At 47.6% G+C, this 13,894-nt stretch carries 17 protein-coding genes; 2 read left to right on the forward strand and 15 right to left on the reverse strand.

Going from position 1 to position 13,894, the window contains the following annotated elements:
• Positions 1 to 197: 197 nt before the first annotated feature.
• Complete coding sequence (locus QZ367_RS05160; RefSeq protein ID WP_291938273.1) at positions 198 to 1,469, reverse strand: thiamine-phosphate kinase; 1,272 nt, start codon at positions 1,467 to 1,469, stop codon at positions 198 to 200.
• Positions 1,470 to 1,542: 73 nt separating this feature from the next.
• Positions 1,543 to 1,761, reverse strand: a complete 219-nt coding sequence (locus tag QZ367_RS05165; RefSeq protein ID WP_291938275.1) for a hypothetical protein — start codon at positions 1,759 to 1,761, stop codon at positions 1,543 to 1,545.
• Between the two features lie 158 nt (positions 1,762 to 1,919).
• On the opposite strand from QZ367_RS05165, the gene QZ367_RS05170 reads away from it, so the two are divergent.
• Complete coding sequence (locus QZ367_RS05170) at positions 1,920 to 2,186, forward strand: hypothetical protein (protein ID WP_291938277.1); 267 nt, start codon at positions 1,920 to 1,922, stop codon at positions 2,184 to 2,186.
• 25 nt (positions 2,187 to 2,211) lie between these two features.
• Complete coding sequence (locus tag QZ367_RS05175; RefSeq protein WP_291938279.1) at positions 2,212 to 2,682, forward strand: hypothetical protein; 471 nt, start codon at positions 2,212 to 2,214, stop codon at positions 2,680 to 2,682.
• 91 nt (positions 2,683 to 2,773) lie between these two features.
• Here the strand turns inward: QZ367_RS05175 and QZ367_RS05180 are convergent, their stop codons facing one another.
• The 13 genes from QZ367_RS05180 to atpC all read right to left on the reverse strand — a co-directional run bounded on the left by QZ367_RS05180 (position 2,774) and on the right by atpC (position 13,888).
• Positions 2,774 to 4,240 carry an aldehyde dehydrogenase family protein gene (locus QZ367_RS05180; protein ID WP_291938281.1) on the reverse strand — a complete coding sequence of 489 codons (1,467 nt, stop codon included), beginning with the start codon at positions 4,238 to 4,240 and terminating at the stop codon, positions 2,774 to 2,776.
• Positions 4,241 to 5,414: 1,174 nt separating this feature from the next.
• Entirely contained in the window at positions 5,415 to 6,164 is a 750-nt protein-coding gene (locus QZ367_RS05185) for an ATP-binding protein (RefSeq protein ID WP_291938283.1), read from the reverse strand.
• Positions 6,161 to 6,859 (reverse strand): 5'-methylthioadenosine/adenosylhomocysteine nucleosidase, encoded by a 699-nt coding sequence (locus QZ367_RS05190; RefSeq protein WP_291938285.1) that lies wholly within the window; start codon positions 6,857 to 6,859, stop codon positions 6,161 to 6,163. Before QZ367_RS05190 ends, QZ367_RS05185 begins: the two co-directional genes overlap by 4 nt.
• Entirely contained in the window at positions 6,856 to 7,800 is a 945-nt protein-coding gene (gene fabD / locus QZ367_RS05195; RefSeq protein WP_291938287.1) for an ACP S-malonyltransferase, read from the reverse strand. Before fabD ends, QZ367_RS05190 begins: the two co-directional genes overlap by 4 nt.
• A gap of 9 nt (positions 7,801 to 7,809) precedes the next feature.
• On the reverse strand, positions 7,810 to 8,457 hold the full coding sequence (locus QZ367_RS05200; protein ID WP_291938289.1) for an FKBP-type peptidyl-prolyl cis-trans isomerase: 648 nt from the start codon (positions 8,455 to 8,457) through the stop codon (positions 7,810 to 7,812).
• Positions 8,458 to 8,506: 49 nt separating this feature from the next.
• Positions 8,507 to 9,325: a tetratricopeptide repeat protein gene (locus QZ367_RS05205; protein ID WP_291938291.1), complete on the reverse strand. Its 819-nt coding sequence runs from the start codon at positions 9,323 to 9,325 to the stop codon at positions 8,507 to 8,509.
• A gap of 1 nt (position 9,326) precedes the next feature.
• Positions 9,327 to 9,800, reverse strand: a complete 474-nt coding sequence (locus QZ367_RS05210) for an OmpA family protein (protein WP_291938293.1) — start codon at positions 9,798 to 9,800, stop codon at positions 9,327 to 9,329.
• A 55-nt stretch (positions 9,801 to 9,855) separates the two neighbouring features.
• Complete coding sequence (gene tolB / locus QZ367_RS05215; protein ID WP_291938295.1) at positions 9,856 to 11,103, reverse strand: Tol-Pal system protein TolB; 1,248 nt, start codon at positions 11,101 to 11,103, stop codon at positions 9,856 to 9,858.
• 15 nt (positions 11,104 to 11,118) lie between these two features.
• Positions 11,119 to 11,514 carry a TonB C-terminal domain-containing protein gene (locus QZ367_RS05220; RefSeq protein ID WP_291938297.1) on the reverse strand — a complete coding sequence of 132 codons (396 nt, stop codon included), beginning with the start codon at positions 11,512 to 11,514 and terminating at the stop codon, positions 11,119 to 11,121.
• Positions 11,515 to 11,533: 19 nt separating this feature from the next.
• Positions 11,534 to 12,514, reverse strand: a complete 981-nt coding sequence (locus tag QZ367_RS05225) for a TonB C-terminal domain-containing protein (RefSeq protein WP_291938299.1) — start codon at positions 12,512 to 12,514, stop codon at positions 11,534 to 11,536.
• Positions 12,507 to 12,905, reverse strand: a complete 399-nt coding sequence (locus QZ367_RS05230; protein ID WP_005869629.1) for a biopolymer transporter ExbD — start codon at positions 12,903 to 12,905, stop codon at positions 12,507 to 12,509. The genes QZ367_RS05225 and QZ367_RS05230 overlap by 8 nt, the downstream gene beginning before the upstream one ends.
• Positions 12,905 to 13,480: a MotA/TolQ/ExbB proton channel family protein gene (locus QZ367_RS05235; RefSeq protein ID WP_291938301.1), complete on the reverse strand. Its 576-nt coding sequence runs from the start codon at positions 13,478 to 13,480 to the stop codon at positions 12,905 to 12,907. The genes QZ367_RS05230 and QZ367_RS05235 overlap by 1 nt, the downstream gene beginning before the upstream one ends.
• A gap of 3 nt (positions 13,481 to 13,483) precedes the next feature.
• Entirely contained in the window at positions 13,484 to 13,888 is a 405-nt protein-coding gene (gene atpC / locus QZ367_RS05240; RefSeq protein WP_291938303.1) for an ATP synthase F1 subunit epsilon, read from the reverse strand.
• Positions 13,889 to 13,894 lie beyond the last annotated feature (6 nt).

Consider the following 13,894-nt stretch of genomic DNA (forward strand, 5'->3'; position numbering starts at 1 on the left):
CTCCCTCATACGGCTCCTTTGTAAATTTTGTAGCGGTATGATAGCGAGCTTGCGTGTAGGCTACGTGAAGAGGCGAAATTTCAAATTCCAAATTCTTCGGCTTCACGAAATTCTGTCCCTCCACAAAATTCCGTGGCTCCGCAAAATTTGAAATTCCATACCTCGCGCCGTAAAATTTAAAGCGGCTGCGGCAAATTTCAAGGCGCGAAGTGGTGTGAGCTGCCGCGAAATTCCATAGAGCTTTGCGGAGTGCGCGGGCAAACCTCGGCGATGATATTGATCGAAACGCCCGCCTTAGCGGCAATTGCGTAGATTTTAGGCAAAAACTTCGGCGCGAAGCTGAACAAAATCTCGTACTCCTCGCCGCTTTGCAGCGCAGCCTCGCTAGGGCGGGCGATCCAGCGCGCACCCACGCCGCTAGCCTCCAGTAGGCGGGGCAAGTCCTGCGCGAGCCCGTCGCTAATGTCCATCGCCGCGCTAATGAACTTCGCCGCCTTGTAAAAAAACTTATCGCGCAAGACGGGCCTGACGAAGCGCGAATTCTTTGAAATTTTTGCGCGCAGATCCTCGCGCAAGCGATATGAGCCACTACCCGGCACAGGATTTTCGCCTGCAGAGCTTTGCGACATAAAATTTTCACATGCGAGGCTTTGCGACGTAGGGCTCTTGCGATCCTCTCCGCTATGCGACACGGAATTTTGCGCCGAATTTTCGGCATCCAAGCTCTGCGGCTCGACGTACGCAGGCAAAATTTTATCGTCCAGACTTTGCGGCTCAAGGTCCAAAATTTGCATTGCCGAAGTTTCAGCACCCAGGTTCTGTAGCTTAGCATGCGCGGGCGAAATTTTATCGTCCGGGCTTCGCACCTCATCGCCAGGATTTTGTGCCGTCGAAGCCTCGGCGTTGAGACCTTGCGGCGCGGTGCTTGAGCTTTGTGCTGACGAAATTTTATCGTCCCAGTTTTGCGTCTGCGAGTTAGCAGGCGAAATTTCATCTCTTAAAAGCACCGCCAGATCGCGCCCGACGCTGCCTAGCTCGCCCGTATGCGCGATGAGATCGCCCACGCGCGCGCCGCTGCGAAACACGGGGCGCTTACACTTGCCGATCAGGCTCACGCTAAGCGCGATGCGATCCGAGCCGATCGTGTCGCCGCCGATGATCCGTATGCCCCACTCCCGCGCCGTTTCGCTCACGCCCGCGCACAGCTCGTCGATCTCGCGCGTGCCGATCTCGCGCGGCACCGCAAGCCCCAGCAGGGCGTATTTGGCGCGCGCGTTCGTCGCGATCATGTCCGAGATGTTTACGAGCATCGCCTTTGCGCCGATCTCGCGCAGGCTCAGCCAGCCGCGGCGAAAGTGCACGCCCTCGACAAAAAGGTCCTTGCAATACGCCCGCTCGCCGATTACGGCGCAATCATCGCCGTTAAACTTCGATCTAAATTTCTCAAAAATATATCGCTCCTTATCCATACGCCCTCCGTTAAATTTAGCGTTACATTGCAGCCGCGCGAAGGCTAAGAAGCCCGCATTTGCGGGCCTTTGTTTAAATTTCGTCGGGCTCGCGCAGCAGGAGTTTTACGCTCCGCTTTGCAAGATTATAGCGTAAATTTATATTTTCGCCGCGCGAGTTTGGCTGCGGTTCGGTGCGGCTCGATAGCAAAATTAGCAATCGCGTGAGTTTTGAGGCTTTGGCGCGGCTCGGTATGACTACCTGATGAGGACGGAGATCTGCGACAAAACAGCGCGAGTTTATTTCTTGCATGCGCCGCGCCTGCGCGCACTCGCGCAGATAACGGATCTTTAAAACGGCTAGCTTAAAATTTTAAAATTTAGCGCAGCCGCGGCGAGATTAAATTTAAACGCTGCGTAAGCGCAGTAAAGTTAAAATTCGCCTGAATATTTTATATAAACGGAGGGCAAATGGGTATTTGTTATGACTTAGCTAGAGGCTGGTTTATATTTCTGCTACTTGGCGTGATTCTGCTCAATAGCGTTTATGTAAAGGGTAATTATATAAAGCATTTTTTTGATTTTAATGTATTGATTGAATCTATGAAAGAAACCAAAGAAAATTTAGGTTTTGCACACAAATTCGTAGGTGTATTTTATTGCGTAATCTCATTTATTGCCTATTTTTGCATTTATTTGGAACTTTTTGCATTAATATTAAAAATATTTATTTATTAAATTTTGAAAAATCAAGGAATTTCAAATGAACGATATGAAACCGAGCGAGCCGCTACTAATCATAAAAAGGGCGAGGCGTTTTTACGGGCCTTTTTATGTGGTAGTTAAAATTTTACAATTTTATATCGCCATTGTTTTTATTATGCTTGATAAACCTTATGCGCCTATCGCAGGCTGGGTGATGCTGATAGGGCTTTTTTACGCAGAGATTATTCCAAATTGCTTTAAATTTATTGCGTGCTACGATGATCGTATAGTAGTGAAATATTTTTTCTGGGAAAGAGATATTCCATTTGATGAAATCAAGTATTTTTGGGTATTTACATATTTTTTAGGGCACAATAAATTTTTTATTAAACTCAAATTTAGCTTTAAAAATTTGGTACTAAATATTTGCTCGATAGTTATACCGATGGATTATATAACAAAAGAGGATTTTGAAAAATTAAAAATTTTAATGAGTGATAAAAATATCGAATACAGGGATTTTATCTAAACCGAAGCAGTCTTAAAATCAAATACTCAATCAAGTCAAACAGAATAAAATTTCGGGCGGCGTAAACCGCCCGAGATACCATCCTAAGCCCTTACTGCTCGTAAAAGCCGCTCGGTTTTGAGATCGTGTCGATGTAGATGTTTTTGGTCTGAGTATAGTGCTCCAGGATCATCTTGTGCGTCTCGCGACCGATGCCCGATTCTTTATAGCCGCCAAACGGCGCGCCAGCGTGGATCTGGTTGTAGGTATTGACCCACACGCGACCCGTCTCAAGCAGACGTGCGACCGTGAGCGCTTTTGCGATGTCGCGCGTAAATACGGCGCCGCCTAGTCCGTAGAGGCTGTCGTTCGCCATGCGGACGAGCTCGTCTTGATCTTTAAATTTAATCACGACGCCCACAGGGCCGAAGATCTCCTCCTGTGCCACGCGCATGTCGTTGCGCACATCCACGAGTAGCGTAGGCTCGACGAAAGCCTCTCCCGCGCTATGTCGCTTGCCGCCCACGGCGATCTTAGCGCCCTCTTCTACGCCGATTTTTACGTACTCTAAAATTTTATCGGCTTGCTTTTTGTTGATCTGGCATCCCATCTGGGTGTTCGGATCGAGCGGATCGCCCACCTTGATGCGCTTAAATTTCTCCACGAGCGCCGGTACGAATTTATCGTAGATGCCCTCCTGCACAAATATCCTACTTCCCGCGCAGCAGACCTGGCCTTGGTTGAAAAGAATTCCCAGCTGCACGCCGTCGATCGCAACGTCGAAATCGCAATCGTCAAAGATGATATTTGCGCTCTTACCGCCAAGCTCAAGCGTAGCGGGGATGATCTTTTGTGCCGCGGCTAGCGCGATGCCTCTGCCGACCTCGGTAGAGCCGGTGAATGCGAGCTTATCAAGCCCTTTGTGAGTGCGGACGAACTCGCCTGCTTTGCTTCCCTTGCCGGTTACGACGTTGATGACGCCCTTTGGAAGTAGCGGCGCGATTAGGCGGATGAACTCCAAAATGCTAAGGCTGGTTTCGGAGCTTGGCTTAAATACGCACGTATCGCCCGCGGCAATCAGCGGAGCGAGCTTCCACGCGCCCATCAAAAACGGGAAATTCCACGGCACGATCTGTCCTACTACGCCGATCGGCTCGCGCAAGACGACGGATAGATAGCGCTCTTTTAGCATATTGGCGCTGCCCTCCTCGCCCAAAATCACGCCCGCAAAATAGCGGAAATGCTCGATCGACCACGCTACGTCGACCGCGCGCGTCTCGCGGATCGGCTTGCCGTTGTCGATAGTCTCTACGGTGGCGATGAACTCGGCGTTTTGCTCTAGGACGTCGGCGATCTTATTTAGCAGTGCGCTGCGTTCATAAACGCTGGTGCGGCGAAAGCTCTCAAACGCCTTGCGCGCCGCGGCGACCGCTCTATCGACATCCGCCTTGCTAGCATCTGCGATCTTTGAAATTTTCTCGCCGGTAGCGGGATTAAAAACGTCTAGGCTCGCGCCGCCTTCGGCACCCACAAACTCGCCGTCGATGAAAAGCTTATAGCTTGGTTGGATTGTAGCCATGCTTACTCCTTACGTGAAATATGACATTCGCTATTATATATCCGCGGCGATTAATGCGGCATAAATTTCGGAGCGAAAATCGGTTAAAATTTTGCGGTGTGTAAATTTGAGGAGCGGTACGGCGTGCGCGAAATTTTAAAATTTAATCTGAGCGAGCGATACGGGGGCTTTTGAGCAGCTTAGAAGCGGCGTGAAATTTAACCGGGCGCGAGCGGCGAAATTTCAAAAGGTAACGTTTATGGAATGAGAGCGTAAATTCGGCTGCGCGAAATTTTAGAATTTCGCTCCGATAAAATTTTAAAATTTGGCTCCGTCTGGATTTTGAATTCGGCTTCGTTAAAATTTTAAAATTTTGCGAAGTAAAATTTCTGAAACACTTTGCGGAGCGGGCGGGCGGTTTAAATTTACGGCGCGCGGCGGGCGGATCTGCGAATACGCTTCAAACTATAGCCTGTGGATAAAATTTTAAAATTTTGTGGGGTAAAATTTCATAATTCGGCTTCGTCGGAGTTTTGAATCAGGCTTCGTTAAAATTTTAAAATTTTGTGAAGTAAAATTTTAAAAATACTTTTCGGAATAAAATTTCTACAACTATCTTTCGCGCAAGCTTTGCAAGCCCATAACGCTTGCTTGTAAAGCTCACTTGAGCGGCGCCCGAGTAGGATGAAAGCACGGCGCCTAAAGACGCGGCATTACAATCAATCTCAGGCATTTTGTAAAAGCATATACGAGCAGCAAAACTACTCTCGCGTGCAACCGCTCAGGTGCAGGACGAAGCATAACCGCCAGTGCGTGCAGCTTAGATGCAGAGGGCAACCACTCGTGCATGGTTTAGGCATAGCAGACGCAACAGCTCCACCCGTAATTTGCAGTTCGTTTAAGCGTAAACGGCATCTGTTCGGGCACAAAGAGCGAGCTTGTGCACACGGCTCAGACCTATAAATAGCTCCGCTCATAGTTGCTCACGATAGAGGTCAAGAGAGATAGGGAGCGCGATCCGAGCTACGACGAGCTTTTCGGGCACGACGCCGCCAAGAAATATAAAGAGAAAAGCAGCCGCACTCTCCCACTCGAGCTCGTTCAAGCCGAAAAGTTGGAACTGCGCACGAAGTCTCCGAGCCCGCGAAAGCCACACTCGGACTTTTCTAGCCGAGAGATCAAACCGCTTAAAATTTTAAAATTTAGGCTCGAAAAAGGTATCTTCGTGGATGTTGGCAAAGGCGGCTTGCAGGCTGATAAAAAACCTCGGATGGGCCTTTTCATACTGCGCCAAAAGCTCCTTCGTAGCGGCGCGCGCGGTAGGTTCCTTGCCGCCGTATTGCCTCGCGGGGCAGACCTCCTCCTCGCGCATTATCGGAAGCTCGTTATCTCTAGCACAGGCGGCGATTTGGCGCTCGCGCGCGAGAATGAACGGACGGATGATCACAAGGCCATTTTCGGCGACATAGCGCGGAGCGAGGGTGCGCAGCGCACCGTTGAAGGTGAAATTCATAAAAAAGCTCTCCGCGGCGTCGTCGAGGTGGTGAGCGATGGCGATCTTATTAAAGCCGTGTTCAAGCGCGTAGGAGTAGATGTATCCGCGCCTCATACGCGAGCAAAAGCTGCAAAACGTGGTGTTTGCGCGGATTTTTTCCTTGCCGAATTCAAAAATTTTAGTATCGATTATCTCGTAGGGGATCTCGTGCTCTTTAAAATGGGCGCTTATCTCGCGCAGATCCTCGCCGATACCGTAGGTGACGGTGACGGCTCGAAACTCCCAATCTAGCGGGCTTACGCTTTGAAAGTGCTTCAGCACGTGCGCCAAACTCATACTGTCTTTGCCGCCGCTAAGAGCTAGTAAAATTTTATCGCCGCGCTCGAACATCTTGTATTTGGCGTTGGTTTGTCCGACGCGGCGAAGTAGTTTTTTGGAGAGGTTTATCATAGCCTTTCGATCATTTTTAGGACGAAATTTGCGCTCGTTTGCGCGCTTTTTATCATAAACTCGTCAAAGTCAAACTCGGCTTTGTGTCCCGCCTCGTCGCTTATCGCGCGCAGTATGCAAAACGGCACGCCCAGCGCGTCGCACACCTGCGCTACGCTCGCTCCCTCCATCTCGACCGCGCTCGCGTCAAATGTCTGCTCGATCCAGCTCTTGCGCTCCTCGCCGCTTACGAACTGATCGCCGCTAGCGATGACGCCCGATTTTAGCGTGATGCCTAGCTGCTCAGCGACGCTTTGCGCGATAGAATTTAGCCTCGCATCGGTTTGGACTGAAATTTTACTTCCGGGCACGAATCCGTGCGGATGCCCAAACGCCGTGATGTCCAGATCGTGCTGCACGAGCGCGGTAGCGTATAAAATTTCGCCGATCTTAATGCCGCGCTTCAAAGCTCCCGCGACGCCCGTAAAAATGAGCGCGCGCGCGCCGAATTTCTCGATCATAACCGTAGCCGTCAGGGCGGAATTTACCTTGCCGATCTTCGAATACGCGATCACGAGATCGTTGCCGTTAAGCTTAGCGGCGTAGAATTTATTATTCGCGTGCTCCACAGCTTCCACGCTCACACCCCGCTCGCGCAGCGCGGACAGCAGCGGATCGATCTCTTCGGGCATGGCGCCTAAGATCGCAACTTTCATCCATTCTCCTTTGCAAATTTCAGAAACTCGTCTAGGCTCGCAAGATCCATGATGCTGAAGGTCGGCTTTTGCGTGATCTTTTTGTTTATACCTTTTAAAACCGCCGCGCCGAACTCGACGAAGCAATCCACCTCGCCCTCGTAATTTTTGATGCTTTGCTTGTAAAGCACGGGGCTGATAAGCTGGGCTTTCAGCAGCTCTAGCGCTTCGGATTTCGCCCTGTATGTTCGCGCTGTGGCATTAGCGACGACGGGGGCAAAGCTCTCTTTTAACGCGGGGCGCAAAAATTCCAAAAGCTCGTCGCTGGCGCTTTGTAGCATCGGGCAGTGGCTCGCGACGCTCATATTAAGTAGCATTGCGCGCTTTGCACCCGCGGCTTTAAACTCGCCCTCGAGCGCCGCGAGATCGTCTTTTTTGCCCGCAACTACGATCTGCCCGTCGCAGTTATAATTCGCCGCCCAAACCTGCTTACCGGCGCTTCTCGCATTCGCGCAAATTTTCTCGACCGCCTCGTCGGCAAGAGCTAAGATCACCATCATTCCGGCGCCCTTGCCCTCGCAGGCGCTCTGCATAAGCCTGCCGCGAATATTTACTAGCTTTAGCATCTCTTTGGGCTCCATGCCTCCCGCAGCGCTTAGCGCGCTAAACTCGCCCAGCGAATGTCCGAGCAAAAACTGCGGAGCGATGTTAAGCTTTTCTTGATCCGCTCTTTCTTGTAGCACCGCAAGCACCATCATGGAATTTAATGCAATCGCAGGCTGCGTAAATTCCGAAACGTCGAGCTTGTCGTTAGGTTCAAACAGTAAATTTTTAAAATCGATACCGGTAAATTCTGAAGCCCCATCCAAAAGCGCGCGCGCAGATGCGGAGTTTTCGTAAAACTCCATGCCCATGCCTACGCTTTGGCTGCCCTGTCCGGGGAAGATAAAAGCAAATTTCATAAAAAAGTCCTAATGCTCGTGATGGTGCCCGCCGCAGCACTCGTGATCTTTCCCGTGATCGTGACCTCCGCAGCATTCATGACCGTCTGCATGCCCATGGCCTCCGCAACACTCATGATCCTCTGCGTGGTCGTGTCCGTGTCCGCCGCAGCACTCGTGCCCCTCGTGATGATTATGTCCGCAGCCGCAGCTGTGCGCACCCTCTGGCTGGCCGGTAAGAATTTCGTCCGCCGTCGCTTCTCGGTTCTCGACGATTTTTACGTTAAATTCCAGCTCCTTGCCCGCGAATGGATGGTTGAAATCGATGGTAACGTCCTGCTCGCCGATAGCTTTGACGCTCACGCGAGTAGTCGCGCCGTCCTCCGCCTGACCGAAAAGCTCCATGCCGACGACCAGATCGATGCCCGCAAACTGCTCTTTAGGCAGGATCTGCACGGCGTCCTGCTTATACTCGCCGACCCCGTCGCTCGGGCTTATGCGAACCGTTTTGCTCTCGCCCGCTTGTAGATTTAAAATTTCATCTTCCAGCTTTTGGATGATTTGATCTTTGCCGCTAAGAAAGGCGATCGGGTCGGAGTTTAAATTTGACTCTAAAATTTCGCCGGTTTTGCCGTCTTTTAGCTCATAATGCATCTTTATAACTCGGTTGTTAGCCATAGTTTTCTCCTGTCTAGAATTTTATTTTGAGTTTGTATTTAAATTTAAGTTATCTAGTGGGCGCGGCTTTGGCTTCTTTGGAGTCCGGGTATGAAGCCTTTAGCGCTTTGTAGAATTTATCTGCGCTGTCTTTATCGCCGATCTTATCGAAGCTGATCGCGGTGTGATAAAGAAGTTTTGGGGTGTAGTCTTGGCTCTCGTTGTGCGAGATGCTCTTTTTGTAATAGTTTATCGCTTCTGCGTATGAGCCGGAAAAATATGAAATTTCGCCCAGCATGTAATTTGCCTTAGCGGGCTTGTAGCTTTTAGATACTAAATAATTATAGCGCTCTTTTGCGCCCGAATAGTCTTTTTTGGCATATAAAGTGTCAGCCTCTTTCAATACTGAAGCCTGATCTTTTGATTTAAAATCGGAATCTGTTTTTGTGCTAGCGGGAGCCGGAGCAGTGCCTGCGTCTAATTCAGCGTTTTTTTTTACGCTGCCGCCGCTGCCTAATTTTTTATTGATCTCTGCGATTTGAGCTTTTATAGTGGCGATATCTCGTTTCATCTGATCTAGCTCGCTGCTGCCTTGGCTTTTGCCAGTAGCGCGAATTTCTAGATCCGCCACTCTGCTTTCAAGTTTTGAAATTTGGGAGTTAGTGCCTTCAAGCACTGTACGCAAGCCCTCGACGCTCTCACGAGTACTATCAACGCTAGTTTGCATCTCGCTTATGCGCTTGCGGTTATCGCGCAATACCTGCTCGTTTTCAGTTAGTCCGTAAGAGCTACCTGAATCAATATTGCCAGCATCAAATGCAGAAGTTTCTGCATTTAAAAAAGTGGCAGCCCCCAAAAGAGCCGCCACCGTGAAATTTTTAAATTTCAAATTAGAATCCAACTTTGAATTCGTCGCGTCTGTTTTGAGCGTCGCACTCTTTAGAATGCTCTGTGCAAGCCATATTGCTCTCGCCGTAGCTTACTACGGAAATTCTGCTCTCATTTACGCCTTGAGCAACCAATGCGTCTTTAGCTGCAGTAGCTCTCTTTAGACCAAGAGCATAGTTGTACTCATCAGAACCCCACTCATCGCAGTTACCCTCAACTTTAACAGTTAGAGACTCTGCGCCTGCTTGATTGAATAGAGCTGCGTTATTATTGATTGTGCCTTGTTGATCGGCTCTAATATTAAATTTATCAAAGTCGAAATAAACAGTGCCAACTTCACTTTGGATCTGAGATGCCAAAGCAGCTAGTCTATCTGCATTACTTGTGCTTGTAGTATCGGCCTCTGGGGTCTTTTTAGAACAACCGCTCAATAATAGAGCAGCAACTGCTATCGAAGATAAAACTAAATGTTTCATTTTCTATCCTTTCAAAAAAAATTGAAGTCATTATATCACGAGATTTTTTAATATTTTACCAATCAACCGATTGAATTTTACCCACTCTTAACGGAAATTGGAAACTTTTATTCTCGTTAACTCTGATAATACCTACCGAGCTTCCGCCGCCGTCTTGCTTGATAAACATAATGCTGCCGCCATCGCTAGAAAATCTAGGAAACATATTTTTGCCACTAGCCGTTAACTGGCGAATCATATCGGTTTGGGTAGAGATTAAATATATATTAAATCCGCCCCCGCCGTCGCGACTAGAGTAAGTAACGTAATTGCCATTTGTGCTGATGGAGTTATTGTTTTTGCCGTGATACACGAGCTGCTGAACGTTGCCGCCATTTATGCTAGTGGCAAATACGTTCGGATAACCTAAACGATCGCTCACAAAAGCCACGCGCGAATCGCCGTCGATAAAATTTCCATTTACATCAATGCCAGCGTAATCGGTAATTTGCTTAGCGCTGCCCGAGGCTATATCATACAAATAAATATCGGGTTGATCTTTAGGCGCGTTCGTAATAAGTAGCTTTCTGCCGTCTGCGCTGACATCAGATGCGATCGTCATGCCGTGGCCGGTAAAAATTTTACTCTTGCTACCGTTGGATAGATTAAATTTATAGATAGCGGGCGTATTTTTATTGACATAGTAGGTATAATAAAATTCGTTCTGCGCTGCGCTTGCCCATTTAGGGAAGATATTTAATCCGCCGCGAAGCACCACCTGCTGGTAGGTAAGCGTATAATCTGCTACCATGATCTCGCTCTCACGCGTCGAAGTGTAGCGAGAGAGCAAAATCATCTCCTTCATCCAATCGACATTTGAGTACCCTAGCTGCTTGACGATCTCAGATACCGCCATATGGGCTAAAAACGGATATTTCTCGGCATTTGAAAGCGTAAAGCTCTTCTCATACATCACCCTGCCACTGTTTGCTTCGAGCACTTTGGCTTTTAGGCTCATCGGCGAGCTTTTATCACTTACCGCGTAGCGCACGATAAGAGCGGCACCGCTAGAGCCTAGATTGTCGGAAGCGCCCGCATCATAGCTGCTTTGTAGATACTCGTCGCTGACCTCGAAAGTGGCGCCGACCTTTAGATCGCCCACCATAAGTTTAAAGAATTTGTTGCCAAATTCTGAATTTGCAAGGTTCGATGCATCCTGAACAACGATCTTAGGGAGATTTACCCCTTCGTTTACGATAGACATAGTCGCATCTGCCGCGAAAATGCTACTACAAAATGCAAGAATCAAAAGTAGTTTCTTCATCTTTTCTCCTTAAATTTAATTTGCTACGTCGGATAATACCATTTCAAATGTGTGAGATTTATTATCCGGTGATTTTGGAAAGCTTCGCTTAGGAAGCTCATCTAAAAATTTTCTTAGCTTTTGGGTAAATTCTGTGCTACGCCCAAGCTCTAAAATTTGATAATTTAAAACTCGTCCATTGTTGCTAAATTCTATGCGGACTCTAGCCTCATCGGAAATACCTGTTTGATACTTCGTCCATAGAGCTTGCAATTTCGACGCCATCTGCGAAAAATAAGCATCTAGCTCCTTTGAAATTTGAATTTTACCAGATTTTTGCGAAACGGAATTTCTTTCATAAGTAAAATTCTGTTCCGAATCCGCCGAAAAAAGCATACAGCAAAACGCAAAAATACAAAAAAGTCTCTTCACTTTTTTTCCTTACAGAATTCTAATTTGTCTTCATCACGTCGGACATCCTAGTATCAATCTCATGCGACGCTCCGTCGGGAGACTTCGGGAAAGTCTGAGTCGATAGATTATCCAAAAAATCTCGCAACTTCTGGTTAAATTCAGTCTCTCGCCCCAACTCTATAATAGTATAATCCGCCACTCGCCCATCTGCGCTAAAGACTATTTTAATCCTTGCGTCGTCCTTCGCGGTCGCAACATATCTGCTCCATAGAACTTGAAGCTTCTTCTCGATAGCGCCGTAATAAGCGTTATACTCACCCGTCCTTTGCGTCCTGCCGCCAAGCTTATCGGATTTGACCACAGCATTTTTAGATGCCGCTTTATCCTTAGCACTAGAGGTGGCGGTTTCTTTATCGGACTTTTTGTTACTCTGAACGGCGTCGCTAGCTTTAGCACTCTCCTCAAGCTTCTTATTGTCCTTAGTCGTATCCGAAAAAAGATCGCTCAAGCTCGGTTTTTCCTCTTTTTTTGGCTCCGGCTTAGTTTCCTCTTTTTTCTCTACTACTTTTTCGGAAGGTTTATCTTCCAACTTAGGCTCAGGCTTGGGCTCCTCTTTTTTGAGCTCAGCTTTAGGCTCGTCCTTTTTAGGTTCCGGCTTCGGCTCTTCCTTCGGCTTTTCGGGCTCTTTCGGCTTTGCCTGCACCGGAGGTGGCGGAACTACTTGCGCCGTAGTCTTAATTTTATCCTCCGGCACGTCCTTAACATTCTTATTGTCAAACTCGCCTTGCTTTGTTTCTTTAGCGATTTCAGGTGCGGACGGAAGTTTATCATCTATTTCGAAATCAAAAGTAACATCCATATAATCGTTGGGATTGTCAGTATATTTTTTAAATTTTTCCTGCGGCTTTGAAATTTGATATAAAAGAACAAAAATCACCAGCAGATAGGCAAAAAGGGCGATTAAAAACGATTTAAAATTATCATATTTAACCCCCGTAAAATTTGAATAATTAGCCATTTGTTTGAAGTGCGACTTTTGTAAAACCCGCCTGCTTTAGGCTCTTTAAGACAAACATTACATCGTCATAAACGAGTCTCTTATCGGCTTGGATATAGACGGGTTTTTCCAAGCTATACTTGCCGGTGCCTTTAAGCAGCACGAGATTATCCGGGAATTCAGCTAGGCTCATCGAGCTTTTGTCGATATAAACCTTGCGATCTTCGCCGATACGCACAAGCAAGAATTCCGCGGTATTTTCCGAAACCTGTGCTTTTGAGCCGCTAGGGAGTTCGATCTTTTCATCGTAGATAATCGCCGTTTGCGCGACCATTAAAATCGCTAGCAAAACAAGCATAATATCGACGAGCGGAGTGATATTTAACTCTGGATTTTCGTCGAAATTATACATTAAATGGCTTTTCCAGTGTTTGCTTTAAATAGCAAAATATCTGCCGTACGATTTATGATACTCATAACTTCGTATGCTTTGCGTTTTATAAGTAAGCTAAAGGTATATGCGGGGATCGCTACAAAAATTCCACATCCTGTGGCAACCAGCGCCTCGCTGATCGCAGGAGCGATGGTATCGATGCCAGAATTTCCGCCGCCAAGCTTGGAAAATGTGTGAAGTATGCTAACGACTGTACCAAATAGCCCGATAAACGGCGAAGTAGAGGCGACTATAGATAGCCAGGTAAGTCCGCTAGTCGAGTCGCGTTCGGCTTTGCCTTTATAAATTTCCAAGGCCTCTTTTGAAATTTTATCGGTATTTACTTTTTGAAAAATAGAGCCCGAAAGCGAAATCCTACCACCCATCAGCAAGGATTCGAGTGCCTTTGCTTCGCGGTGTTGCCACGCGCTAAGCCCTACAAATCTGGAGATCAAAATCGTAAAAGTGACGATAAAATAGACGGATAACCAAGAAAGCACGAATATCGTAATAAACGTACTTCTCGTAAAATAACTTAAAATTAGATCTAGCATAATTTAACTTTGCCTTGCGAATTCGTCAACTCTAGCCATGATCGCTGCGGAATTTGCCGCATCAGAGCTAATGGACGCAAGCATATCTTTGGCGCGCTGCAAAGACTTCGCTACGGCGCTTTCGCTATCGCCTCCGATAGCTACGGCTTGAGTGGCTAGAATAGTAGTTTTTTCTTCGGTAACTTCCAAAAATCCGTCGTTTACCAAAACAAGCTGCTTTTTGCCGTCTTTATCTACGATCTCGACGACGCCACCTTCGCTTTTGTCTTTAAGTCCCGTCAGCAAACTCGCATGCCCTGGCAAAATACCCATTTCGCCAGTAATGCCGGGGAGTTGGACGGATTTGACTTCGCCCGAAAAGACCATCCCTTCGGGCGTAACGATATCTAAAAGCAAAAATTCTTTCATCTTAAA

This window comes from Campylobacter sp. (genome assembly GCF_019423325.1).
Taxonomy (GTDB): Bacteria; Campylobacterota; Campylobacteria; order Campylobacterales; family Campylobacteraceae; genus Campylobacter_B.

Bases quoted from the DNA above. Each gene is read 5' to 3' on its own strand.
- QZ367_RS05160 (WP_291938273.1), bottom strand. From the start codon at position 1,469: ATGGATAAGGAGCGATATATTTTTGAGAAATTTAGATCGAAGTTTAAC.
- QZ367_RS05165 (WP_291938275.1), bottom strand. From the start codon at position 1,761: ATGCAAGAAATAAACTCGCGCTGTTTTGTCGCAGATCTCCGTCCTCAT.
- QZ367_RS05170 (WP_291938277.1), top strand. From the start codon at position 1,920: ATGGGTATTTGTTATGACTTAGCTAGAGGCTGGTTTATATTTCTGCTA.
- QZ367_RS05175 (WP_291938279.1), top strand. From the start codon at position 2,212: ATGAACGATATGAAACCGAGCGAGCCGCTACTAATCATAAAAAGGGCG.
- QZ367_RS05180 (WP_291938281.1), bottom strand. From the start codon at position 4,240: ATGGCTACAATCCAACCAAGCTATAAGCTTTTCATCGACGGCGAGTTT.
- QZ367_RS05185 (WP_291938283.1), bottom strand. From the start codon at position 6,164: ATGATAAACCTCTCCAAAAAACTACTTCGCCGCGTCGGACAAACCAAC.
- QZ367_RS05190 (WP_291938285.1), bottom strand. From the start codon at position 6,859: ATGAAAGTTGCGATCTTAGGCGCCATGCCCGAAGAGATCGATCCGCTG.
- fabD (WP_291938287.1), bottom strand. From the start codon at position 7,800: ATGAAATTTGCTTTTATCTTCCCCGGACAGGGCAGCCAAAGCGTAGGC.
- QZ367_RS05200 (WP_291938289.1), bottom strand. From the start codon at position 8,457: ATGGCTAACAACCGAGTTATAAAGATGCATTATGAGCTAAAAGACGGC.
- QZ367_RS05210 (WP_291938293.1), bottom strand. From the start codon at position 9,800: ATGAAACATTTAGTTTTATCTTCGATAGCAGTTGCTGCTCTATTATTG.
- tolB (WP_291938295.1), bottom strand. From the start codon at position 11,103: ATGAAGAAACTACTTTTGATTCTTGCATTTTGTAGTAGCATTTTCGCG.
- QZ367_RS05225 (WP_291938299.1), bottom strand. From the start codon at position 12,514: ATGGCTAATTATTCAAATTTTACGGGGGTTAAATATGATAATTTTAAA.
- QZ367_RS05230 (WP_005869629.1), bottom strand. From the start codon at position 12,905: ATGTATAATTTCGACGAAAATCCAGAGTTAAATATCACTCCGCTCGTC.
- QZ367_RS05235 (WP_291938301.1), bottom strand. From the start codon at position 13,480: ATGCTAGATCTAATTTTAAGTTATTTTACGAGAAGTACGTTTATTACG.
- atpC (WP_291938303.1), bottom strand. From the start codon at position 13,888: ATGAAAGAATTTTTGCTTTTAGATATCGTTACGCCCGAAGGGATGGTC.